The 22,072-nt window shown below is 49.1% G+C and carries 19 protein-coding genes; 12 read left to right on the top strand and 7 right to left on the bottom strand.

Translation table 11 applies throughout. The features are described from left to right. Nucleotide 1 precedes the first annotated feature (1 nt). From GCU44_RS14575 to GCU44_RS14560, 4 genes are all read right to left on the bottom strand, one after another. Nucleotides 2-991: a nitrilase family protein gene (locus tag GCU44_RS14575; protein ID WP_241684964.1), complete on the bottom strand. Its 990-nt coding sequence runs from the start codon at nucleotides 989-991 to the stop codon at nucleotides 2-4. A 30-nt stretch (nucleotides 992-1,021) separates the two neighbouring features. Continuing rightward, nucleotides 1,022-1,981, bottom strand: coding sequence for a glycosyl hydrolase family 18 protein (locus tag GCU44_RS14570; protein ID WP_154857131.1), 960 nt, complete (start codon nucleotides 1,979-1,981; stop codon nucleotides 1,022-1,024). A 14-nt stretch (nucleotides 1,982-1,995) separates the two neighbouring features. Further along, nucleotides 1,996-2,988, bottom strand: coding sequence for a glycoside hydrolase family 43 protein (locus GCU44_RS14565; RefSeq protein ID WP_154857130.1), 993 nt, complete (start codon nucleotides 2,986-2,988; stop codon nucleotides 1,996-1,998). Between the two features lie 180 nt (nucleotides 2,989-3,168). Next, a complete protein-coding gene (locus GCU44_RS14560; protein WP_154857128.1) occupies nucleotides 3,169-3,978 on the bottom strand; it encodes an endonuclease/exonuclease/phosphatase family protein in 810 nt (269 codons plus the stop codon). 103 nt (nucleotides 3,979-4,081) lie between these two features. Between GCU44_RS14560 and GCU44_RS14555 the strand changes: the two genes are divergently transcribed. From GCU44_RS14555 to GCU44_RS14525, 7 genes are all read left to right on the top strand, one after another. Next, nucleotides 4,082-4,420: a n-acetylglutamate synthase gene (locus GCU44_RS14555; protein ID WP_154857126.1), complete on the top strand. Its 339-nt coding sequence runs from the start codon at nucleotides 4,082-4,084 to the stop codon at nucleotides 4,418-4,420. 183 nt (nucleotides 4,421-4,603) lie between these two features. Then, complete coding sequence (locus tag GCU44_RS14550) at nucleotides 4,604-8,614, top strand: response regulator (RefSeq protein ID WP_154857124.1); 4,011 nt, start codon at nucleotides 4,604-4,606, stop codon at nucleotides 8,612-8,614. 131 nt (nucleotides 8,615-8,745) lie between these two features. Next, nucleotides 8,746-9,672, top strand: a complete 927-nt coding sequence (locus tag GCU44_RS14545) for a ribose-phosphate pyrophosphokinase (RefSeq protein ID WP_092175119.1) — start codon at nucleotides 8,746-8,748, stop codon at nucleotides 9,670-9,672. 26 nt (nucleotides 9,673-9,698) lie between these two features. Then, a complete protein-coding gene (locus tag GCU44_RS14540; protein WP_092175116.1) occupies nucleotides 9,699-10,286 on the top strand; it encodes a 50S ribosomal protein L25/general stress protein Ctc in 588 nt (195 codons plus the stop codon). Nucleotides 10,287-10,538: 252 nt separating this feature from the next. Beyond that, entirely contained in the window at nucleotides 10,539-11,099 is a 561-nt protein-coding gene (gene pth, locus GCU44_RS14535; RefSeq protein WP_154857122.1) for an aminoacyl-tRNA hydrolase, read from the top strand. A 4-nt stretch (nucleotides 11,100-11,103) separates the two neighbouring features. After that, nucleotides 11,104-11,394, top strand: a complete 291-nt coding sequence (locus GCU44_RS14530; RefSeq protein WP_154857120.1) for a thiamine-binding protein — start codon at nucleotides 11,104-11,106, stop codon at nucleotides 11,392-11,394. A 9-nt stretch (nucleotides 11,395-11,403) separates the two neighbouring features. Continuing rightward, nucleotides 11,404-13,134, top strand: a complete 1,731-nt coding sequence (locus tag GCU44_RS14525) for a capsule assembly Wzi family protein (protein WP_154857118.1) — start codon at nucleotides 11,404-11,406, stop codon at nucleotides 13,132-13,134. 19 nt (nucleotides 13,135-13,153) lie between these two features. On the opposite strand, the gene GCU44_RS14520 is transcribed toward GCU44_RS14525, so the two are convergent. Next, complete coding sequence (locus GCU44_RS14520; protein ID WP_092175108.1) at nucleotides 13,154-13,576, bottom strand: Dabb family protein; 423 nt, start codon at nucleotides 13,574-13,576, stop codon at nucleotides 13,154-13,156. A 312-nt stretch (nucleotides 13,577-13,888) separates the two neighbouring features. On the opposite strand from GCU44_RS14520, the gene GCU44_RS14515 reads away from it, so the two are divergent. Next, on the top strand, nucleotides 13,889-14,290 hold the full coding sequence (locus GCU44_RS14515; RefSeq protein WP_154857116.1) for a response regulator: 402 nt from the start codon (nucleotides 13,889-13,891) through the stop codon (nucleotides 14,288-14,290). A gap of 67 nt (nucleotides 14,291-14,357) precedes the next feature. On the opposite strand, the gene GCU44_RS14510 is transcribed toward GCU44_RS14515, so the two are convergent. Next, entirely contained in the window at nucleotides 14,358-17,366 is a 3,009-nt protein-coding gene (locus tag GCU44_RS14510; protein WP_154857114.1) for a glycoside hydrolase family 3 N-terminal domain-containing protein, read from the bottom strand. Between the two features lie 110 nt (nucleotides 17,367-17,476). On the opposite strand from GCU44_RS14510, the gene GCU44_RS14505 reads away from it, so the two are divergent. After that, complete coding sequence (locus GCU44_RS14505; protein WP_154857112.1) at nucleotides 17,477-18,931, top strand: sodium:solute symporter; 1,455 nt, start codon at nucleotides 17,477-17,479, stop codon at nucleotides 18,929-18,931. Here the strand turns inward: GCU44_RS14505 and GCU44_RS14500 are convergent. Next, the gene (locus tag GCU44_RS14500) at nucleotides 18,915-19,109 is read right to left on the bottom strand and encodes a hypothetical protein (RefSeq protein ID WP_092176039.1); all 195 of its coding nucleotides are present in this window, start codon (nucleotides 19,107-19,109) and stop codon (nucleotides 18,915-18,917) included. The two genes, GCU44_RS14505 and GCU44_RS14500, sit on opposite strands and share 17 nt — an antisense overlap. A gap of 445 nt (nucleotides 19,110-19,554) precedes the next feature. On the opposite strand from GCU44_RS14500, the gene GCU44_RS14495 reads away from it, so the two are divergent. The 3 genes from GCU44_RS14495 to GCU44_RS14485 all read left to right on the top strand — a co-directional run bounded on the left by GCU44_RS14495 (nucleotide 19,555) and on the right by GCU44_RS14485 (nucleotide 21,961). After that, nucleotides 19,555-19,968, top strand: coding sequence for a hypothetical protein (locus GCU44_RS14495; protein WP_154857111.1), 414 nt, complete (start codon nucleotides 19,555-19,557; stop codon nucleotides 19,966-19,968). 230 nt (nucleotides 19,969-20,198) lie between these two features. Continuing rightward, nucleotides 20,199-21,068: an alpha/beta hydrolase gene (locus tag GCU44_RS14490; RefSeq protein WP_154857110.1), complete on the top strand. Its 870-nt coding sequence runs from the start codon at nucleotides 20,199-20,201 to the stop codon at nucleotides 21,066-21,068. Between the two features lie 14 nt (nucleotides 21,069-21,082). After that, nucleotides 21,083-21,961 carry a mechanosensitive ion channel family protein gene (locus GCU44_RS14485; protein ID WP_154857109.1) on the top strand — a complete coding sequence of 293 codons (879 nt, stop codon included), beginning with the start codon at nucleotides 21,083-21,085 and terminating at the stop codon, nucleotides 21,959-21,961. Nucleotides 21,962-22,072: the final 111 nt, after the last annotated feature.

Raw genomic sequence — 22,072 nt, 5'->3', positions numbered from 1 at the left:
GTTATTCTTTGTTTTTTCGGTCGTTTATCCAGGCCACTTTTTGTGTGGATGCATGTTCCTTTCCAATGATGTCCCGGTACAATACGGGCCGTCGGGCATTTTTGTACCGAAATCCGCCCGCCTGCTGAAGCTTTTCCGGGTCCAGAGTGGCCAGGCAGAAGTCATTGTCCAACTTTCGGCACTCGGCGATGACATCCCCAAAAGGGTCCAGAATCATGGAACAGCCATTTTTTAACTGGTCGTCATCCATTCCTATCGGGTTGGAAAAGACCGCGTAGATACCGTTATCGTAGGCCCGGGAAGGAAGCCATTTCATCAGCCATTGCCTTCCCTTCATTCCGTCAAATTCTATCCGCAACGAGGTAGGGTCTTTGTGCCGGTTCTGCCACAAAGCGGGATCGACAAACCCCGCACCCGGCCGCGTAGAGGGCGTGCACATGGTAACATGCGGCATAAAAATTATCTCCGCGCCCAGAAGGCTGGTCGCACGTACATTTTCTACAATATTGTTGTCGTAGCATATCAGAATCCCGCATTTCCAGCCGTGAAGTTCAAAAACACAATAGGCCGAACCGGGCGTAATGTGGGGGTTGATAAAAGGATGAAGCTTGTGATACCTGGCCCGTAGCCCGTTCCCATCCACACAAACGTAACATTTGAAAACAGCACCCGAGGTATCTTTTTCGAATAGCCCTGCCAGAATGACGATGCCGTATTTCCCGGCAATTTCCACCAGCCTCCTGGTGCTTGGGCCTTCCGGCACAAACTCAGCCAGGTCCAGCAATTGCTCTTTGTCCAGTTTGCGCGCAAAGGTATATCCCGTGACGGAACATTCGTGAAAAGCGATCACATCTGCTCCCTCGGCGGCAGCGCTTTGGCTCAACTTTTCGATAGTATCCAGGTTTTTTTCCTTATCCCCACTTGCATTTTCAAATTGGGCGGAAGCAATCGTTACATTCTTTTTTCGCTCCATCGTCTTTTTGGTAGTCATTGGAAAAACGGTCTCCGGTGCATCCTTCCATTAGTCTAATTCATCCCGGATTGCATTGCTCAGGGAATGTTCCTCCCGGGAATCTGCCTGTATGTGCCAGACCATCACGCCTCCCAGGCCCAATTCCCTAGCCAAACGGGTCTTTTTCCGGATGAGACCCGGGGAATTGTAATACAACACGCCTCCTTCGGGCATGACCAGGCTATCTTGCCGGTAAGCAGTGGGATACCGCTCCAAAATCTGCCGATACCTAAGGTTCGTCGGAGCTCCCGGGCCGAACCCGTACCCATAAAAGGGAAGTCCCAGAAGAATTTTCTCTACCGGTACGTTCCGTTGATCCCGGTAATACTGTATGTCCAAAACGGCCATTTCAAACGGAGCATGTTGTCCCGGCTTCTCGAGGTTCCAGGGACCCGTATCGTCGTAGGACATGAGGTTGATCCAATCATACAGGGCCAGTACCTCATCAGAAATGGAATCGCCATTCCAACTAGCCAGGGCGGCGGTCATCCGTTTTCCATCCTGTTTCAGCCGACGGGACAAGGCCTGCACAAACGGTGCATAGTCTTCGTTGATCAAGGCATTTTCCAGGTCCACATCCACACCATCAAAACCATGGACACGCACCAATTGTGCAAGTTGCTCCACCCAATGCTCCCGGTTTTCGGGGCGCATCAAGCGTGCGAGGTATTCGGGAGGCTCTCCTCCTCCGATGGAGACAAAGACGTTTGCACCTTGTTTGTGCGCGGCCGCCACAATTTCTTCGTAGACGGCATTGGGAGCAAAGTGCCCATTTGCATCAGGCTGGATAAATGCCAGGCATACGTCTGTGTACAAGCTCCAGTCGATGTCTGCAAGTCCGGCCTTCCAATCGGAGGGACTAAACAAGTATCCCACAACCCGAAACGGCGGATCGGGATCCTTTTCGTCTCCTATTCCCAGTGAACAGGCAAAAGAAAAGGGCAGTAAAAAAAACAGAAAGCGTATCATCAACGATGCGTGTTTTAAGGTTGTATCGGGTGACTTTTTACTCCCTCATGGGTCAATGTCACGGGCAGAATCTTTCCGTCCGGACCAAATTCCATGCGATCGATGCAGGTAACCCGATGATTGGGATCGGTTTCCTCCAGGGGCCGCCGGTGGTACACCATGTAGTGGACATCTTCCCCGGGTATCTTAAGAACGGAGTGATGCCCCGCTCCTCGGGCAACGGTCTCGTCTTGTTGTAAAATTACTCCCTCTTTTCGAAACGGGCCAAACGGATTGTCCGAAATCGCGTAGGCTACGCGGTAATCGGGTCCCGTCCAGTTTCCTTCCGACCACATAAAATAATAGTTTCCATCCCGGACAAACATAAAGGGGCCTTCCACGTATCCCTCTGGAGTTACTTCTTTGAAAAGGGATCCATCCTCAAAAGCAACCAGGCCGGAAAAATCCGCGTTGAGACGAACTACGTTACACCTACCCCACCCTCCGTAATACATGTAATACTCCCCGTCGGTATCCCGAAAGATGTATTGATCGATTGGCTGTGCTTCGTTTATAATTTCATTGATCAGGGGTTTGCCCAGAAGATCCCGGAAGGGGCCTTCCGGGCGATCCGCCACGGCCACCCCAATGCCGCCAATTTCTCCTTCGTGCACGTCATTTGCCGAAAAAAACAGGTAATACCGATCTCCTTTTTGTATGACTCCAGGTGCCCACATGGCTCGTTTGGCCCAGGTTACCGCTGCGGTATCCAAGATTCGCTCATGTTTCGTCCAATTGACCAAATCCGTCGAGGAAAACGCATCCATAAATACCTGCCGATCAAATGCATCGGAATAGGTTGGGTAAATCCAATACCGGTCCCCATACACGATTACTTCCGGATCTGCATACCAGCCCGGTAAGACCGGGTTACCGGAAAAAACCTGCTCTGCAGGCCCGGAAGAGCCACAGGAAGTGACTATCTGGAGGCAACACCACCCCGCCAAGACTCGAAAGATGCATTTCATGTACCGGTATTTTTTTATTGATTTGTATCGCGTGTCAATTTACGCCCGCCCAGACAGCTCTTTCGAAGCTACCCCACCTGCGCCACGAGGCCATGAATTTACCAGTAAAAAACAAGTTACCCAAACGAATCGCTGCCTACCTACCCGAAACCGCTAGAAAAGCAGGGCTTCTTGCTCCTGTTACCAGGCCAGCGTAGCCAGTACCGGCAAATGATCGGAGGCATAGGTCTCCTGAATCACCTCGTGGTGGATTACTTCGATGTTTTTATTGCGGCTATAAAAAATAAAATCGATGGTTTTATCCGGATTAATGACAGGAATGGTAGGCGGGCAACTCTCCACACAGGTTCGTTGGAAGTACCCGTCCAGCTCGTTGATCGCCCTGGACCCGGGGGTTGCATTGAAATCGCCCGCAAGGATAACTGGCATGGGTTGGTTCTTTAGCTTCCCGGTGATGTCCCTTGCTTGCCGGGCAGTGATCTCGGGGTTACTAAAATCCAAATGGGTAGCGGCAAACAACACCTTTTGCCCCCTGGGCAGGGCAACGGTAGCAAGCAATAAGGCCCGTGGCTCCGTACCTTCTTCGGTGGAAAGGGGGATTTTCTCCGAAGTTTCGATGGGATACCGGGAAAGAATGGCATTCCCGTATTCTCCGCCCTGAAAAGAAATGGAACGGGAGAAATAAAAATACATACCGGTCAATTCTGCCAGAGCTTCGGCCTGATGAACCGATTTTCCCGATCGCGAAGTGCGCACATCCACCTCTTGTAAGGCAACCAGATCGGCCCCACTTTCACGAATCACCCGGGCAATGGCAGGCAAGTCTATCGAATCCGGCAAGGAAGGAGGGTTGGCATGATGGATATTGTAGGCAAGTATCCGTATTTGCGTTTGCTCCTGCCCGTAAAGCAGCTGAGAAAAAACGCCTGGGAAAAAGGAGAAAAGGAGAAGAAATCCAAACAAATAGCGCAAAAAGGAGAAACGAGTCATGGTCCGAAGTTTTTTTTGGTACGGGTTTGTCAAAGATACCAATTTCCCTTTATTTTATCCCGCAGCTTTTGTTACCGACTATACCTAACTCTATACAAGCCCGATGATTCACTACCACAATAAGAAATTCAAATTGGTCCGAACCACTACCAATGGCGCCGTATCCGGGGATATCCTTTTTCATTACCAGCAACAGGGCCGCCTGCTATGGTGTAGCTACCGCAGTGAATCCATTCTTATGGGGCATTTGCTTGGGACCGTAGATGAAGCCGGTACCATTACCATGAGCTACCATCAGGTTGACCCGTCCGGGGAAATCATGACCGGCACCTGTCGCTCCACCCCCGAAATCCTGGCTAATGGCAAGATCAGACTGCACGAAAAATGGCAGTGGACCTCAGGTGACGAAAGCTCCGGAGCGTCGGTTCTAGAGGAATATTAGATTTGGGTAAATTTCCATTGTTAGTTTCACTAGCTTAGAAATGCATGTTGCATCTTTATTTTTGTTTTTAATATATTTAAATGGATTTTTTAAAGTCGTTAAAGTGAAAATTGCACGGTGAATTTTAGGATATACTTGGATTTTTAAGTAAAATCACAGCGAAATAGGAATCAAAACCTTACGATGCAACACAGGGAACTCCCATTACCGAAAAACGAAGACGAACGTTTGGAAGCGCTACTTGCTACCAAACTTTTGGATTCTGCACCGGAAGCTTCCTTCGATAACCTGACCGAGCTGGCTGCGGAAATCTGTCAAACACCTATTGCGTTGGTAACCCTACTGGATAGCAGCCGGCAATGGTTTAAATCAAAAGTAGGCATAGACTTTCAGGAAACGCCCAAAAAAGATTCGTTTTGCCAATACACCATCCTGGATGACGGGATGCTGGAAGTACGCGATGCCAGCAAAGATCCCCGGTTTGATACAATCCCTGCTGTCACCAGTACGGAACATGTCCGGTTTTATGCGGGATTTCCGATAAAAACCGAGCAGGGATATCCCCTTGGCACCCTTTGCGTATTGGATCGTAAACCCCGGCAGCTCGATTCCGCCCAGGCCCGTGCATTGTATATTCTTTCCAAAGAAGTAGAAAAACTGATTCAGTTGCGCATGGAAAAATTGAAGCTGAATCAGGCAAACAAAAAAATCGAACAGGTTTTAAAAAACGTGGGAGATCTGGTGTTTCTGGTGGACAAAAAATTGGTTATACACGACTATTTCACCGCAAAAGAGCAGCAACTGTTTGTTTCTCCTCAGGAGTTTCTAAAGAAAAAAATTAGTGACCTCGGTTTTTCGAAGGAGCAAACAGCTCTTTTTGAAGGAATCATCGGGGAGGCGTACCGTTCCGGAGAAAAAAAAACCACCGAATATACCCTTTCGCTACGTGGTAAAAAAGAATGGTTTGAAATGAGCGCCGAAAAGATTTCCTCCGAAGGTCCTGAGATCTTGTGTATCATCAATCAAATCAGTCAGCAAAAGAAAGAAGCGTTAAAAATAAAAGAACGGGAAAAGGAATTTAAGGATTTCTTTGAAAACGTCCATGGGCTTATGTTTCGGCACGATCTGGAGGGAAACATCATCCATATCAACCGCGATGGTGCCAAAATCCTCGAGTACGAGCAAGAGGAACTAATCGGCATCAACATGAAATCCCTGGCATTGGACGGGCAGCTGTTTGCCCAATACCTGGACACGATTAAAAAAGAGCGTGTGTTCACGGGTACCGGTAGGTTGGTTTCGCGATCGGGGAAAACCGTCACGTTTCATTTTAACAACGTGCTTTTTGAGTCACAGCTGGGCGCTTCTTATATTTTAGGAAACGGGATGGATATGACCGAGTCGCTGAGGTCCCACGAGGAACTGGAAACCGCGGCGGCATCTATCAACAAAGAACGGGCCTTATTGAAAACAATCATCGACAACATACCAATAAATGTATACGCCAAAAACAATCGCTTTGAAAAAACGCTGGTCAACCGCGCTGAGCTCACCTACCTGGGGATAACCGAGGAGAAAGATGCGCTGGGTAAAACCGACGAAACCCTTTTTGATGCGAAGACTGCGCAAGAAGCGCGAGAAGAGGACCAATCCGTCATCCTAAACGGAGAAGTTATCCTCAACAAGGAGGTGGTACAGACGCACCAAAGCGGACGCAAGCGGTACTGCCTGATATCCAAAATTCCCCTGCGAGATGCTGCCGGAAAAATCACTGGAATGGTGGGCATCACCAATGACATCAGCGAGCGAAAAAAAGCCGAACTTGCCCTTTTGGAAAAAGGTAATCGACTGGAGGCCATCATCCGGGGAACCAATGCAGGTACCTGGGAATGGGCAATCCAACGCGAAAAAATCCTTATTAACGAGCGGTATGCCGAGATGCTAGGGTATCGCGCGGCCGACATGGCCGAATTTACTGCCAGCAAGTGGAATTCCCTCTGTCACCCGGATGACCTGCTGCACCGCGAGCACCTGCTGCAAAAACATTTTGAGGGAAAAACCGATTTTTATGCTTGTGAAATCCGCCTGAAACACAAAGAAGGGCACTATGTGTGGGTCCAGGACCGGGGCAAGGTGTTTTCCAGCGATGCATCTGGAAAGCCTGAAATCATGTACGGCACCCATCAGGACATCAGCGAGCGTAAACGAATCGAAAACCAACTAAAAGAAGCCAAGGAAGCCGCAGAAAATGCCAATCAGGCAAAATCGGAATTTTTGGCGAACATGAGCCACGAGATCCGCACACCACTGAACGGGGTTATTGGGTTTTCCGATTTACTGATGAAAACGCCGCTCTCGGATACCCAATTGCAGTACATGAAAACCGTGTACCAATCTGCCCACTCCCTGCTGGATTTGATTAATGATATTCTCGATTTTTCGAAAATCGAAGCCAACAAGATGGATCTTTCCATCGAAAAGTCCGATATTTTTGAATTGGGTACCCAAGTTGCTGACATCACCAAATACCAGGCGCATTCCAAGGGTTTGGAGCTTTTGCTGAACCTCTCCCCTAACCTACCTCGGTTTATTTACGCGGACGACGTTCGCCTGCGCCAAATCCTGGTCAACCTATTGACCAATGCGATCAAGTTTACCGAGCGAGGAGAAGTGGAGTTAAAGGTAGAAAAACGTGACGAAGGCCTGCAGGAAGGCGTTCCGGTATTGTTCCGTTTTTCGGTAAAAGATACCGGTATCGGGATTCCTATGGAAAAGCAGCAGAAAATTTTCGACGCCTTTTCCCAGGAGGACGCCAGTACTACCCGTAAGTTTGGCGGTACCGGTCTGGGGCTGGCCATTTCAAACAAGCTACTGGGACTCATGGGCAGTGGCTTGCAGCTGAAAAGTGAACCGGGAAAGGGCAGCACTTTTTATTTCGATATACAGCTAATGGCCGAGCAGGGTGCAGAAGACGGGTGGCCGGAAAATCACGGTATTCGCCGCGTACTGGTAGTAGACGACAACGAAACGAACCGCAACCTGGTGCAGGAAATCCTGATCGCCAAGAAAATTGCCTGCCTTCAAGCTTCTAACGGAATGGAGGCGCTGCAGCTAATGGAAGAAAACGGACAGATCGATTTGGTATTTATGGATCTCCGCATGCCCTTTTTGGACGGCATGGAAACGACTCAAAAAATACGAAAATTGAGCGATCCGGCCCTGTCGCAGGTTCCGGTGGTCCTATTGAGCAGTTCCAACGACGATGCATTGGATAGAACCCGAATGAGGGATCTCCGGATTAACCATCGGATTTTGAAACCCATCAAAGTCCATCAACTGGCGCAGGTCATCCAAAAAATCGCCCATCCCGACGAAGTCGCACCAGAAGATAGCCAACCCTCGATATCCGAGGAAAAGAATATCCTGGCAAGTAGTACGTACACCGTATTGATCGCAGAAGACAACCCGATCAATATGAAATTATCAAAGATCATCCTATCCAAAATTAGTCCTACTATCCAATTAGTCGAAGCAGACAATGGATTAAAAGCTTACGAATACGTGCTTCGGCACAAGCCAGACCTGATCTTGATGGACATTCAAATGCCCATCATGAATGGGTACGAAACTTCCAAAGCCATCCGATCGATAGAAAATGGCAAAGACCTGCCCATTATCGCGCTAACTGCTGGAACGGTGAAGGGGGAACGGGAGCGGTGTTTGGAATCTGGCATGAACGATTACATGAGCAAGCCTCTGGTGCAGGAGAGCCTTACCCAAATGATCATCAAATGGCTTATGCCCGCACAACAAGAGAACCGCACAGCCAGCGATCCGCTGGAAAATTCCGGATTCAAAAAACAGCATTTCGATAGAACCCACTTATTGAGCCTGTTTGATGGGGATAAATCCCTGGGAAGAGAACTACTAAAGATAGCAAAGACTACCCTCGAGGAAAGCCATACCCGGCTACAGGCTGCATTGAAAAACCAGGACAAAGCAGTGCTATTGGAGATGGGGCACAAGCTCAAAGGCTCAGCAGCTACAGCCGGATTTTTTGTCTTGCTACCGCTCACGGATCAGCTGGAGCGCAACGCAGAAACCACCGAAAATGGCTTGCTTTTCGCCGTCGGGGATAAGATTTTAGACGAATTGGATTACCTTCTGAAAAACTTCGAACAGTTTAAACTCTAGCGTTGAGCAGCCGCCCACAGGAATGAAATAAAATTACCTTCCGTAGGATTTTTTAAGAAAAAACAGAACCGGTAAATTTTATTACCTTTGTTTTTCCTTTGAATTCATTCCACCTAAACAAACATCCAACCATGCCCGAGACCAAAATTTTCTCAGGTTCAAATACTCCCCAATTGGCCGAAAGTATTGCAAAATCCTACGGCCAGGCCCTCGGAAACCTCACACTTGCAAAGTTCAGCGACGGGGAAATGTCCCCCAGTTACAACGAATCAATCCGGGGCTGCAACGTGTTTCTCATTCAATCCACCAACCCCTCTGCGGACAATTTACTGGAGCTCTGCCTGATGATAGATGCTGCCAAGCGTGCCAGCGCCTACAAGGTATGTGCGGTAATCCCCTACTTTGGCTATGCCAGGCAGGACAGAAAAGACCGTCCACGAGTCAGTATCGCCGCCAAGTTGATTGCCAACATGCTTACCTCGGCTGGCGCGGATCGAATCATGACTTGTGACTTGCATGCCGGCCAGATTCAAGGATTTTTTGACATTCCTTTGGATCATTTGAATGGTTCAGCTATCTTTGTGCCCTATTTGAAAAGCCTGGATTTGGGCAACCTGATCTTCGCTTCTCCGGATGTGGGAGGAGTGGGTAGAACCAGGGCCTATGCCAAGCATTTTGAAGTGGACATGGTGGTCTGTGATAAGCACAGAAAACGGGCCAACGAGGTGGCTTCCATGCAATTGATTGGGGATGTGGAAAGTAAAGACGTGGTTTTGGTAGACGACCTGGTGGATACCGCCGGCACCTTGTGCAAAGCAGCAAATATCATTTTAGATAAAGGAGCAAAATCGGTGAGAGCCATCGCCACTCACGGGGTACTTTCGGGTAAAGCCTACGAAAATATCGAGAATTCCATGCTTTCCGAGTTGGTCATCACCGACACCATTCCCATCAAACAGGAGTCGTCTAAAATCAAAGTGTTGACGGTGGCGGATCTATTTGCCAAGGCCATCCATGCGGTGACGGGAAACACCTCTATCAGTTCGCTGTTCGTATAAGAATTTTCATTTAACAAACTATATGTATGAAATCAATTGAGATTATAGGGTTTAAAAGAGCAAATCTCGACAAAAAATCCCTTGACGTCCTTCGCGAGGAAGGAAACGTCCCTTGCGTCGTATACGGTCCAGGGATCAAAGAGCAAATTCACTTCCATGCCCCGGCGATCCTATTTAGGGACCTGATTTACACACCGGAAGTGCACATGGTGGATTTAAACATCGAAGGCACCAAAATCAAAGCGATCTTACGGGAGGCCCAATTTCACCCGGTAAGTGAGGTACTGCTTCACGCCGACTTTTTGGCATTCAGCGATGATAAGGCCATCAAAATGGAAATCCCCATCAAACCTTTCGGTACCTCACCGGGTATAATCAAAGGTGGTAAGCTGGAAATCAAATCGAGAACGCTGCTGGTGAAAGGATTTGCAAAGGACCTTCCGGATGAGATCCCCGTAGACATCTCCACATTGGAACTGGGTAAATCAGTGAAAGTAGGGGATCTGAGTGTATCCAAATTTGAGCTATTGAACAGTGAAAACGTCACCATCGCTACGGTAGGAATCCCACGAGCGTTGAGAGGTAAAAAGGCAGGAGAAGAGGAAGAAGCCTAAGCTTTTTTTGAAACTCGTGTTGGATAAAATCCTGTTCTGTTTGCCTACGGAACAGGATTTTTTTCTTTCAATTCCAGTAGGAATCCAACCGGCGCTATGCAAGCGATTCCTTAAACGTAAAATCGAGCAACGGGACAGATGAAATCGAGCCTGCCTACCGGACCAGGCAGGCATGATGGAGGCGACACACAGAGGGATAATTTTAAAGCATGTGAGATTCCATATATCCGCATTAAAGCCAATTATAAACCGATGAAATACCTGATAGTAGGCTTGGGCAATATTGGCCCCGAATACGAGCTGACCCGACATAATGTAGGCTTTTTGATCGTGGATCGACTGGCAGACAAAAAAAGCCTCAGCTGGAGCAGTGACCGGCTCGCCTTTCGGGCGGATTATTCCTACAAGGGTAGGCAAATCCACCTGATCAAACCAACCACCTACATGAACCTCAGTGGGAAAGCGGTCAACTACTGGATGAAAACCTTCAAAATCCCTAAGGAAAAAGTATTGGTGGTAGTCGATGATATTGCGCTTCCATTTGGTAAATTGCGCCTGAAAGCGAAAGGCTCTGCAGCCGGTCATAACGGCCTGAAAAATATCGAAGAACTAACGGGAGGACAAGATTACGCCCGCTTGCGCTTCGGGATTGGGGATGATTTTCCCAAAGGCCGGCAAATCGATTACGTACTCGGCAGGTGGACCCAACAAGAAATAGAAGCCTTACCTGGTCCCATGGACAAAGCGATCGACATGATTACGTCGTTTTGCACCATTGGCCTGGTGCAAACCATGAATCAATTCAACCGATAATCCTATGGGAACCATCAATCTGGGGATACAAATAGTCCCAAAAAGCAGGAAGATAGACAGCTACGAGCTGGTGGATCGGGCCATCGCCGTGATCGCTGCTTCGGGTGTAAAATACGAAGTGAATCCCTTTGAAACCGTCATGGAGGGGCCGGAAGAGCACCTGCTAGCCATTGCAAAAAAAGCGCAGGAAGCGGTGGTCGAAGCCGGTGCAGAAGAAGTGCTGGTATATTACCGCATGCACATACGTCCGGGACAGGATGTCCGAATGGAAGATAAAACCAACCCTCACCGGTAGCCCCAACAGATGATTGGGCAGGAACCAAATCGACCCAATTTCCCCTACTCCGGCGGCGTTTATGCTGGTCTGATGGGTTTTTTTTGCCTGCTTTTCTCTGCCTCTGTCCTCGCTCAAAGTCTCCCAGTCAGTTTCCCCCTGCTAACGGATAACCTCCGACGGGAGCAACTGATGGGTAGGTTTCCACTTTCTTATTCCTTTCAGCATTTCCCCCTTACCGTTACAGACATTGTCGGAGAATATTCCCCTTCGGATAGCCTAGCATTTCTTCCCTTTGGAAAACCACTAGGTGCTGAAGGTAAAAAGGTACAGGTCCGCCTGGTACCACTTCAGCTTAGCCAAAATTACAATGCTTCCCATCCCTACGGCTGGGGGGATGGTCCGTTGCTACCGGCCCGGGGATTCCAACACCTGGTGGAATTCGGTATCCATACCCGTATTGGCCCCGTCCATCTCCAGCTTTACCCCCAGATACATACCGCACAAAATCTGCCTTTTGAGGAGTACAACCCGGAACTTCCCGAATTGTATTTTAAGCGCATTGCCAACTTTATCGGCAGACTAGACATACCCGTACGACCGGGATCAGACCGTATTCGAAGAATCCTTCCAGGAAACTCGCACGTAAAAGTACATTTCGGGGCATTTGCTGCCGGCATCTCCACAGAAAACCTTTGGTGGGGTCCTGGAAAACAACAAGCATTGCTAATCAGCGACAATGCAGAAGGTTTTCTACACGGGACCATACACAGCCGTAACCCGGTCAAAACCGGTATCGGCCATTTTGAAGGACAGTATTTTCTTGGCAAACTGGAAAATTCCAATCTACCCTATTACAGCGATGGCAGTTTTGACCGATACCGGGAATACCCGGACGACTGGCGGTACGTAACCGGTGTCTCCGTTTCGTATTCGCCCGTATGGATCAAAGGCTTGTCGCTAGGCTTGGGCAGGACCTTTACGATGTATCGCAGAAAGCTAGAAGAAGATGGCTGGCGAGCCTGGTTTCCAATTTTTGAAGGCTTGCAAAAAGAGCAGGTGGGCCTGGATGCATCCCGGGCGCGAGAAACCGACCAACACTTCACTATTTTTTCCCGCTGGGTGGTGCCAGCGGCCCGGATGGAAGTATACGGCGAATTCATACGAACAGACCATGCCTTGAATTGGCGGGAGCTGCTATTAAATCCCGAACACTCCCGTGGATACACCCTTGGGTTTAGCAAATTGGTTCCACTGACCAAAGGCGATCAAATCTATATCCAATTGGAAATGACCCAAACGGAAAATAGCGTCAACAACCTGGTAAAGTACGAAGGAGGCAACCTCAACCTCAACCATGGAGGACTGGGATTATACGAGAACTTTCAGGTAGTACATGGACTCACCCAGCGCGGACAAGTACTTGGATCCGGTCTTGGCCACAGCGGTAACAGTGCCCGGATCACGCTCAGCAAGGTCCGAGGACTAAACCAGTACGGACTCTCACTGGAGCGGCTTACGCGAGATGCCAATTTCTTCAATTATAACTATGCGAACGGGGTAGAGGTACTACGCTGGGTAGACCTCAGCCTGGGTGCACATTGGGAACAGCAGTACGATCGAGTGCTGGTAGCTGCCAACGCGCGCCTAATACGCTCCCACAATTACAATTACGCTGTTAAACAATCCAACAGCCTGGGGCGTACCGGGTACAAAAAAACAAATTTTCATTCCCGGCTAAAATTGGCCTATCTTTTCTAGACTCGGCGAAGCAAAAGGACTATTTTACCCAATAATCTACCACCGTGACGTCCTTCATATGGGGGCTCAATACCTCCACGAACGCTTGATGGTCTGGATGGGGAAGGTAAATCTCCCGGTCTTCTTCGCTTTCAAAGGTAACAAAAAAGCAATGTGTCAGTCCTTTGTTGAGGCCTTCTGGACTATTATTGACTCCCCATTCAAAATCCCTGATTTGCGGTATTTTATCCTGAAGGGCAATGAAGGCATCTTCTACTTCTTTGATAGCTTCCGGGCTGGATTCTTCTTTAAAAGACAATAATACCACGTGCCGAAGCAGGGGCTTTTGCGCAGCTGTTTCTTCCATGTTGACGGGGGTTTCTTCGTTTTGGGTGGATGTCTCATTGGACTGGCAGCCAAAGGCTACCGCAAGTACTATCAGGCAGGAAAGCAATCCTTTCATTTCGTTTGGGGTTTTAAGGGGTGTATCATCGAATGAATAGCGTGGTAAAATAAAGGAAAATAAGTCAAACTTACGTGAAATAGCCGAGTTTTATTTGGAAAATCCGCAGGCGCTACCCCGGCGTTGCCCCGGTACTATTGCTCCCGGTTATTCAACCGGACAAAAAAAGGATTTACCCATTTATCCCCTCAATCAAAAATTTTATCAAATAGCCAACAAAAAAATGATAAAAATCACGTACTTTTAACCGTACCTGAACGATTCAGCCTGGCTGCAGAGAAATGAAAACAGCAATCCCCAATAGCAATTTTTATGGAAAAAATCGGATTTACCTACATTGTGGATGATGATCCCCTGTATAACTTCGGCACCAAAAAAATACTGGAATTCACCGCATTCTCGGAGGAGGTATCTTATTTCCTAAATGGGGAGGATGCCTTTAAAGACCTAAATAAGCGAATTCAGGAAGGAGCGCCACTTCCGGATATCATTCTCCTGGATATCAACATGCCCATTATGAATGGCTGGGAATTCCTCGATCAGGTTTCCAAGACCGATTTAAAACACCCCGTAAAGATCTTTATGGTTTCCTCCTCCATCAATCAGGATGAAATCGACCGTGCCAACAGCTACCCGCTGGTAGCCGAATACATCGTCAAACCACTTACCCTGGAAAAGGTCAAAGCGCTTAAATCCCGAATCCTGGAACAATAGCGGGTTCCACTTTCCCTCAACTCCTCATATACAGCTCTCTTTCGGGGCTTTTCGGCAATTCATGCAGTTATTTTTCCATCGCCTGATATACCTGTTCCAGTATCGATGTTCGCACATTAAGGCGATATATAGTGCGATTTTCCCGGCTAGGGTATACCCGATTTGATAAGAATACGTAGACCAGCTCATTTTCGGGATCGATCCAGGTATAGGTCCCTGTGAAGCCAGAGTGTCCAAAACTGCTGGCCGGTGCACTTGCCGCGGCGTTGCCGCTTGGATCACCGGGTCGGTTGGGGCGATCGAATCCCATTCCCCGGTAATTATCGCCCTCTTCACAAAACACACAGGTGGAATAAGCGCTGACGACGCCGGGAGCAATCAATTGTTGACTGGCGTAGCTCCCATCGAACAGGTACAAATGCATCAGTTTGGCCAGGTCGTTTGAAGTCCCAAAAAGCCCGGCATGACCGCTGACTCCTCCCAGCATGGCCGCTCCTTCGTCGTGCACCGTTCCATGCAGCAACTGCTTACGGAAGGCCGTATCCACTTCTGTGGGAACAATTCGGTCAAGCGGATATGCTTTGTACGGGTTAAAGGTGAGCGTCCCGGCACCCAATGGCTTGTACAGGTTTCGTTCCAGGTAACCGTAAAAATCTTCTCCCGTGATCGCTTCCACAACTTTTGGGGCCAAAATAAACGACAGGTCGCTGTACACATAGCCTGGTTTTTCGTTTAGCGGTGAATGAAGTATCTCTTTGTAAATCTTTTGGTTGTACTTCCGGTGTATGTACAGGTTATCGGCCACCCGTATCGGAAATCTTCTGGAAGAATCCGACTTCATGGTAAACCATTTAAAGCTACCGTTTTTGCGTACCGTACTCATCCAAAAAGGAATCCAGGCACGCAGACGGGCCTGATGCGTCAGAATGTCCCGATACTGCAGCTGCTCTTTGTTGGTCCCCCGTGCCGCTGGCAGGTAGGTACCCAGGGTTTGGTTCTCGTCAAATTTACCCAGCCCCTTCAGGTGCATAAATGCGGCCAGGGAGGTGCTTATCTTGGTAATGGAAGCCAAGTCGTACATATCATCTTTTCGAACCTGTTGCAGGGAGTCGTAAGTGTGGTACCCAAACGCTTTGTGATAAAAAATCTTGCCTTCTTTGGCAATGAGCACTTGTCCTCCGGGAATCGCTTTCTCCCGGATAGCCAGGTGCATCAGGGAGTCGATGCCCATCAGCCGTTCGGTCTCAATCCCCAGCGCCTCGGGTTGCGTGTAGGCCAATCTGAAACCCGGCTTGGTCTGCATTCCGTCTCCCAGTCCAAAATGCGAATTGATGACCACAGGCAACGTGCCCTGTGCGCCAATACCTCCGAAAATCAATTGGCTGGCAAGATCCTGAGTCAGGGGTGTCTCCTGGAACGCGGCGATCAGCCCGTCTGCGTTTTCCAAACCGGGAATTTTCCCCAGGCTGTAAACATTTCCAAACACACTGATCACCACCGCATGCTCTTCCATCAATGCCCGAATCAAAACAATCATTTCCGGGCTGATGCCATACTGATTGCTCCCTTCCCGGATACCGAGGCCATGCAAACCAATTAAAATCAGGGAATAATCGGCCAGTTGCTGTCTGATCTGCTGCACAGCAGCCAAATCTCCCTCCTTGGGAAAGGTAAAATGGGGCATGGGCGCGTACCGTTCCAATCCTTGTTGAAAATCGGTGATGCCGGATGCTCCCAAAGACAGCGAAGCGATTTTTACGTTTTCCAACCCTTTGATCGGCAGAATGGCATCCGTATTTCGCAGCAGGGTAAGGGAGCTTTCCGTCAATTTTCGGCTTAAATATTCCGCTTTGGGGCTGTTTAGGTCGGCTATGAGGTTGTTCGTTTCCACCGGTCGAAAATTATCCAGGCCCAGCCAGGCTTTCGCTTTCAGTACTTTCAACACCCGTTGGTCAATTTCTTCTGCGCTGATTTCGCCACGTTCCAGCACCTTCAGCACTTCCCGGATCGTGGCGGGCACATCCATGGTGTTGAGCATCATATCGTTACCTGCCAACAAGGCTTTGGCATCCACCACTCCGGGCGGGTAATACTTTGCCACTCCCTGCATGTTGAGCGCATCGGTAAAAACCAGTCCTTCAAATCCCATTTCCTCTTTTAATAATTCGGTTACGATGGGTTTGGATAGCGTAGAGGCCAGGTTTGGGGTATCGTCCAAAACGGGGATTTGCATGTGGGCCACCATTACACTACCCAAGCCCTGCTCCATCAGCTCCCGAAACGGGTACAGTTCGATCTCTTCCAGGCGCTTTTTGGAGAAATGGAGTACAGGCAATCCATAGTGAGAGTCCACATCGGTATCGCCATGGCCGGGAAAATGCTTGGCCGAGGCCAGAACGCCCTGATCCTGCATGCCCTTCATGTACGCCAGGGACTTGCGGGCAACGTTCTCCTTTTCCTCTCCAAACGAGCGAAAGCCAATGACCGGATTGCCGGGATTGTTGTTTACGTCCACCACGGGTGCAAAATTCACGTGAATGCCCGATCGCCTGGCCTGTCGGGCTACCTCCGCTCCCATTTCGTAAAGGAGCTGCTCGTCTGCAATACCGCCCAGGGCCATTTGATAGGGATACCTCACCGTGCTGTCCAGGCGCATCCGCAAGCCCCACTCCCCGTCCAGACTGATCATGAGGGGGATTTTTGATTCCGACTGAAAGCGGTTGATCATGTGGGCTTGTCGTACCGGCCCACCCTGAAAAAAGATGATCCCCCCTACCCCATATTTTTTGACCAGATTGGAAATCGAATCCACATGCACCTGACCTTTATTGGAGTACGCCGGAATCATGATCAATTGGGCGATCTTTTCTTCCTGACTCATGGTAGCCAATACCGAATCCGCCCAGGGAGAAAAACGCTCGTCCAAAAATGGTGGAAGCTGCTTTTGCCCATATAGGGGCATACAACCGATAAAAAAAACCAAAAACACCAGCAACCGGTAGGTAGCCGGACGAATGGCCCAACTCCTGGAAAAATTCCTTCCGTTTTCGATCCGATCTAATTTGAATTTCTGCATTCGTTCTTCTATTTATCCGGAAAGATACCAATTTTGTGGGTTTCGCTTGGAACGGATTTAAAGAAAATACCTATCATTGGGAAGATTATTTCCCATTCAATCCAGATGCCATGAGTCCACTACTCGTTTTTGGTGTAATTGCCGGTTACTTTGCCCTACTACTGCTGATCAGTTACCTGACTTCCCTGAAGTCCGATAACCTGACCTTTTATACCGGCAATCGGGAGTCCCCCTGGTTTCTGGTGGCCTTTGGGATGGTTGGGGCTTCCCTTTCAGGAGTTACGTTTATTTCCGTTCCCGGCGAAGTGGGCAATACCCAGTGGGCGTACCTGCAATTTGTGATGGGAAACATGGTCGGATACGCAGTCATTGCCCTGGTATTGATTCCGCTATTTTACCGGCTCAATCTGATTTCTATTTACGAATACCTGAAAAGCCGCTTTGGTCGAAACACCTACCTTACGGGTGCTACTATATTTCTGATTTCCCAGACCATCGGTGCTTCCTTTCGTCTCTTCTTGGCGGCAACCGTTCTTCAAATTGCATTTTTTGATGCTTTTGGTGTCCCTTTTTATGCTTCCGTCTTTGTCACTATGATTCTGATCTGGCTGTATACCTACAAAAGCGGCATCAAAACCATTGTGTGGACGGATACTTTGCAGACCAGTTTTCTGCTTTTAGCTGTCATTATTACCATCGCCGTGATCGCCGGGCAATTGGGTAAAAGTGCCGGGGACATGCTGGCGATTGTCGGAGACAGTGAGCTATCCAATATCTTTGTCTGGGAGGGCAATACCAGTCAGAACTTCTTCAAGATGTTTGCCGGCGGGGTATTCATTACCATCGCCATGAATGGACTGGACCAAAACGTGATGCAGAAAAACCTCACCTGCCGCAACCAAAAGGATGCCCAGAAAAACATCTTTTGGTTTGCCATTACTTTCTTTTTCTCCAATCTCCTGTTTCTCGCGCTGGGGGTGCTGCTTTACCATTACGCAGCCGTCAACGGATTGGACTTGCCAGGCGCTACGGACGAACTCTTTCCCAGCCTGGCTTTGAACCATTTTGGCACGCTGGCGGGAGTGGTGTTTCTGTTGGGAATCACGGCTGCTGCTTTTTCCAGTGCGGATTCGGCGCTCACCGCTCTGACCACTTCCTTTTGCATCGATATCATTGACCTACCAGCCAAAAAAGACGTCAATCAGGACCTGACGCGGCGTTGGATCCATATCGGTTTTACCTTTTTGGTATTTTTGACCATTGTCGTTTTCAACGAAGTGAACGACCGCAGTGTGGTAAGTGCGGTGTTTAAGGCTGCCGGATTTACCTATGGCCCCCTGCTGGGGCTGTTTGCCTTTGGGCTAACGAACCCGCTTGCGGTCCGCGACCGCCTGGTGCCGTATATCTGTCTGCTGAGCCCGGCCCTTTCTTTCGTTTTGGACTGGAATTCCGCCCGATGGTTTGATGGCTTTCAGTTTGGTTTTGAAATTTTGCTGGTCAATGCTGCCATCACCTACCTTGGATTGCTGCTGACCGCGCAGAAGCAGCCTAGCGCATCAGACTAAAGGGAAGCAAAAACAGCGCAAAGATCATGGATAAGGTCAATGTGACCCCAAAACCCAATAACCGAAAGGGTAATAACAGCAACCAGATCAGGGGATAAAGCAAAAGCAGTAACAGAGCAATGGGCCAGCATAGTACAAAGAGAATGGCCCAAAGGACCAGTCCGGTGAATAGTCTCATGGTTAATTGATTCAATGGTGGTTTACTTCCCCTTCCAATGGCGTGCCTGTTTTTTAAAATGGGCGAATTGCTACTTCTAAGAGGTTTTTTGGAATTTGCCATTCCTCTCCCTGTTCGCTAGCGAACAATAAACTGTTCGAAAAGGAGGCGGGTTGGAGTCATTTTATAGCTGAACCCAAAACGGCTTTACATCGGATCCGATTCGGTTAAAATAATCTAAAGTTACCAATGACCGCTACTGAAGAAGCCCAGGATCGATCAAAAGAACCTTTATAGCCTATGGCACCTATTCCTATGGGTTACAATTTTATGCTGTAAAAAATTAGTAGGCTGAAAAAAGAAGGCGACGGATCCAGTAAGAGTAGAAAAATAAAAAAAATTACCGTTCCCCTCAACAGCCTTTTGCTGTTCTGCGTCTAGGAATGGAAACCAAAAACAACATTCCATGAAAAAAATCGTCCTTACTTTTGTCTCTGGCTTGTTACTTTTCTCCTGCATGGAGGAAGAAAGCCTTTCGGCCCTGCAATCCGGTCCCGTACCGGTTGGCAATTGGAGTAACCTGGAGCACCAGCAAAATGGCTTTGTGATGGAGAAGGTAAACGAACTGCAGGAAAACACGGAAGGGTACCGTTTTTTTAGTAACGGAAAGTTGGTCCATCGAGCCAATAGCGGATGGTGCGGTACCCCTCCCATCGTTACCAATGACTACGAGGGAACCTGGGAAAGAAACGGGGAAATAATCCGGATAGAAGCCGGATTTTGGGGAGGAACACAGATTCAGGAACTAAAGATTATCAACGAAACGCCCTCCTCGCTACTACTGGAGCAACTAAGTAGCGAATGGATTACGGAGGAATAAGCACCCTATTCATGAAATTCAGTGTCCCGGGCTAAAACAAGTGGTCCCGGGCATTTTTTTTACTGGCAGGCACTTCTCGCCAGGAGCGCCCTCCGAAGTGACGGTAAAAGGAGCCAATTTCAATTTGCAGGTGTTGGGGTAAAGGGGTAACTTGTAAAGCTATCGGGCGGGTCGCTGTTTTCGAACGGTGCTTCCCGGGAAGTATTTTCTGCGTTTAAAACCCATACCCTATGAAGCGCTTCTTTATCTTGCTCTTTTTTATCGTCTGTTCTGCATTCGCGCTTGCTCAAGGTACCGACACCCTTTACCTATGGCCAGGCACGGTCCCCGGCGAAACGGAGGCGAAACATCCGCCCGTTCAAACAGCCAATACCAGTGGGAATGTCACCCGACTGACCGATGTGACTGACCCGGCATTGGTAGTATTCGAACCCAAAGGACCGTCCAACGGTGCCAGTGTCATCGTTTGTCCGGGTGGGGGCTATAATATCCTGGCCATTGACAAAGAAGGGTACGAGGTAGCGGAGTGGTTTAACCAACTGGGATTTACGGCGTTTGTGCTCCAATACCGGGTTCCAGACAAACGGGAACCTGCCCTCTACGACCTGCAGCGGGGCATCCGCCTGGTACGCAGCAGGGCCAGCGATTGGAAGCTGGACCCCAAGCGATTGGGAGTGATTGGTTTTTCGGCTGGCGGCAGCCTGGCAGCCCGGGCCAGCACCCGTTTTGGCGAACAGACCTATACACCCGTCGATGCAGCGGACAGCCTTTCGGCCCGACCGGATTTTTCCCTGCTGATTTATCCGGCCTACCTGGACGAAGGGGAGAATCGGAGCCTGACACCGGAGCTTCGCCTGAATGAAGCTACTCCTCCGCAGTTTCTTTTTGGTACCGCAGATGACCGCTATGGAAACAGCGTCCTGGTGATGGCAGGGGCGCTTCGGGACCAGAAGCGTCCCGGTACGTTACATTTCCTTTCGGAAGGTGGTCACGGCTACGGCATGCGAAAGGGAAACGATGCTGCAGAAACCTGGCCTGGTCTCGCTGAAAAATGGCTTCGTCGACTCACTCTGGACGATAACCGACCCTTACTGCCCTAAAAAACCTGAACTCCATGAACTTTAGTGAATCTCTGGATAAATTGGTATCCCTTGTCACCGGCGACCTGGCAGACCTGAGGCAATTACTGGTAGCCCTGCTCATCGGCACCGTGATTCTGGTATTTTTTATTTACCTGTCCCGGTGGATAAAAAAAATTGTCCGTATCCGGCTCGCCAAACGAACCGAAGACTCCCTGCTGGCAGACTTCATCGCTGCGGGCATTCGGTTTATCGTTCTGCTTTTTGGCATTACCTTGGTACTTCGGTTTTTAGGTCTTACAGGTGCCGTCAGCGGTATATTGGCCGGCGCAGGTATCACCGCTTTTATCATCGGGTTTGCACTAAAGGATATTGGCGAAAATTTCCTGGCAGGAATCCTTTTGGCATTTAAAAGGCCTTTTAAAATCGGTGATCTGGTGGAAATTCAAGGCATTAGCGGAAACGTGCGTGCACTAAACCTCCGCGATACCCAGATCAAAACCCTGGACGGGAAAGACGTATTTCTTCCAAATGCTTCTATAATCAAGAGTCCGCTAATCAACTTCACCATTGATGGATACCTTAGTTATGGCTTTAAACTGGGCCTGGGGTACGGCTGCGATTACGGAAAAGCCATGGCATTGATCACTGAAACATTGAATCGGGTGCCGGGCGTCTTGTCGGGGCAAAAAGGCCCACTGGCTTTGGTCAGCGAGATGGGCGATAGTTCGCTCCTAATACGGGTAAGCTACTGGGTCAATACCTATGACCGGGAACATGCCGATCACTTGGTCCGTTCTGCAGCAGTACTTGCTGTACTGGAAGCACTAGAGGAAGCCGGCTACCCGCTACCGGGCCGAATCATTGAACTCAAAGGCGTATTGCCTGGGGAGAAAAACCAGTCCCAAACCTAACCACCTCCATTCGCTTATCAGCCCATCGATCTTTTGCTGCCACAAAGCTCCCAAGCAAAAAGGCGTACCTGGGGCGTCTGATGGATGACCAACCAATCGCACAAAGCACCT

This window comes from Cyclobacterium xiamenense (assembly GCF_009467825.1).
Lineage (GTDB): Bacteria > Bacteroidota > Bacteroidia > Cytophagales > Cyclobacteriaceae > Cyclobacterium > Cyclobacterium xiamenense.
Note: the sequence above shows the minus strand (reverse complement) of the source record. Positions and strands in the feature narration are given on the sequence as shown.

Excerpts from the sequence above, each read along its gene's own strand:
- GCU44_RS14575 (WP_241684964.1), bottom strand. The coding sequence starts at position 991 with ATGACTACCAAAAAGACGATGGAGCGAAAAAAGAATGTAACGATTGCT.
- GCU44_RS14570 (WP_154857131.1), bottom strand. The coding sequence starts at position 1,981 with ATGATACGCTTTCTGTTTTTTTTACTGCCCTTTTCTTTTGCCTGTTCA.
- GCU44_RS14565 (WP_154857130.1), bottom strand. The coding sequence starts at position 2,988 with ATGAAATGCATCTTTCGAGTCTTGGCGGGGTGGTGTTGCCTCCAGATA.
- GCU44_RS14560 (WP_154857128.1), bottom strand. The coding sequence starts at position 3,978 with ATGACTCGTTTCTCCTTTTTGCGCTATTTGTTTGGATTTCTTCTCCTT.
- GCU44_RS14555 (WP_154857126.1), top strand. The coding sequence starts at position 4,082 with ATGATTCACTACCACAATAAGAAATTCAAATTGGTCCGAACCACTACC.
- GCU44_RS14550 (WP_154857124.1), top strand. The coding sequence starts at position 4,604 with ATGCAACACAGGGAACTCCCATTACCGAAAAACGAAGACGAACGTTTG.
- GCU44_RS14545 (WP_092175119.1), top strand. The coding sequence starts at position 8,746 with ATGCCCGAGACCAAAATTTTCTCAGGTTCAAATACTCCCCAATTGGCC.
- GCU44_RS14540 (WP_092175116.1), top strand. The coding sequence starts at position 9,699 with ATGAAATCAATTGAGATTATAGGGTTTAAAAGAGCAAATCTCGACAAA.
- pth (WP_154857122.1), top strand. The coding sequence starts at position 10,539 with ATGAAATACCTGATAGTAGGCTTGGGCAATATTGGCCCCGAATACGAG.
- GCU44_RS14530 (WP_154857120.1), top strand. The coding sequence starts at position 11,104 with ATGGGAACCATCAATCTGGGGATACAAATAGTCCCAAAAAGCAGGAAG.
- GCU44_RS14525 (WP_154857118.1), top strand. The coding sequence starts at position 11,404 with ATGATTGGGCAGGAACCAAATCGACCCAATTTCCCCTACTCCGGCGGC.
- GCU44_RS14520 (WP_092175108.1), bottom strand. The coding sequence starts at position 13,576 with ATGAAAGGATTGCTTTCCTGCCTGATAGTACTTGCGGTAGCCTTTGGC.
- GCU44_RS14515 (WP_154857116.1), top strand. The coding sequence starts at position 13,889 with ATGGAAAAAATCGGATTTACCTACATTGTGGATGATGATCCCCTGTAT.
- GCU44_RS14510 (WP_154857114.1), bottom strand. The coding sequence starts at position 17,366 with ATGCAGAAATTCAAATTAGATCGGATCGAAAACGGAAGGAATTTTTCC.
- GCU44_RS14505 (WP_154857112.1), top strand. The coding sequence starts at position 17,477 with ATGAGTCCACTACTCGTTTTTGGTGTAATTGCCGGTTACTTTGCCCTA.
- GCU44_RS14500 (WP_092176039.1), bottom strand. The coding sequence starts at position 19,109 with ATGAGACTATTCACCGGACTGGTCCTTTGGGCCATTCTCTTTGTACTA.
- GCU44_RS14495 (WP_154857111.1), top strand. The coding sequence starts at position 19,555 with ATGAAAAAAATCGTCCTTACTTTTGTCTCTGGCTTGTTACTTTTCTCC.
- GCU44_RS14490 (WP_154857110.1), top strand. The coding sequence starts at position 20,199 with ATGAAGCGCTTCTTTATCTTGCTCTTTTTTATCGTCTGTTCTGCATTC.
- GCU44_RS14485 (WP_154857109.1), top strand. The coding sequence starts at position 21,083 with ATGAACTTTAGTGAATCTCTGGATAAATTGGTATCCCTTGTCACCGGC.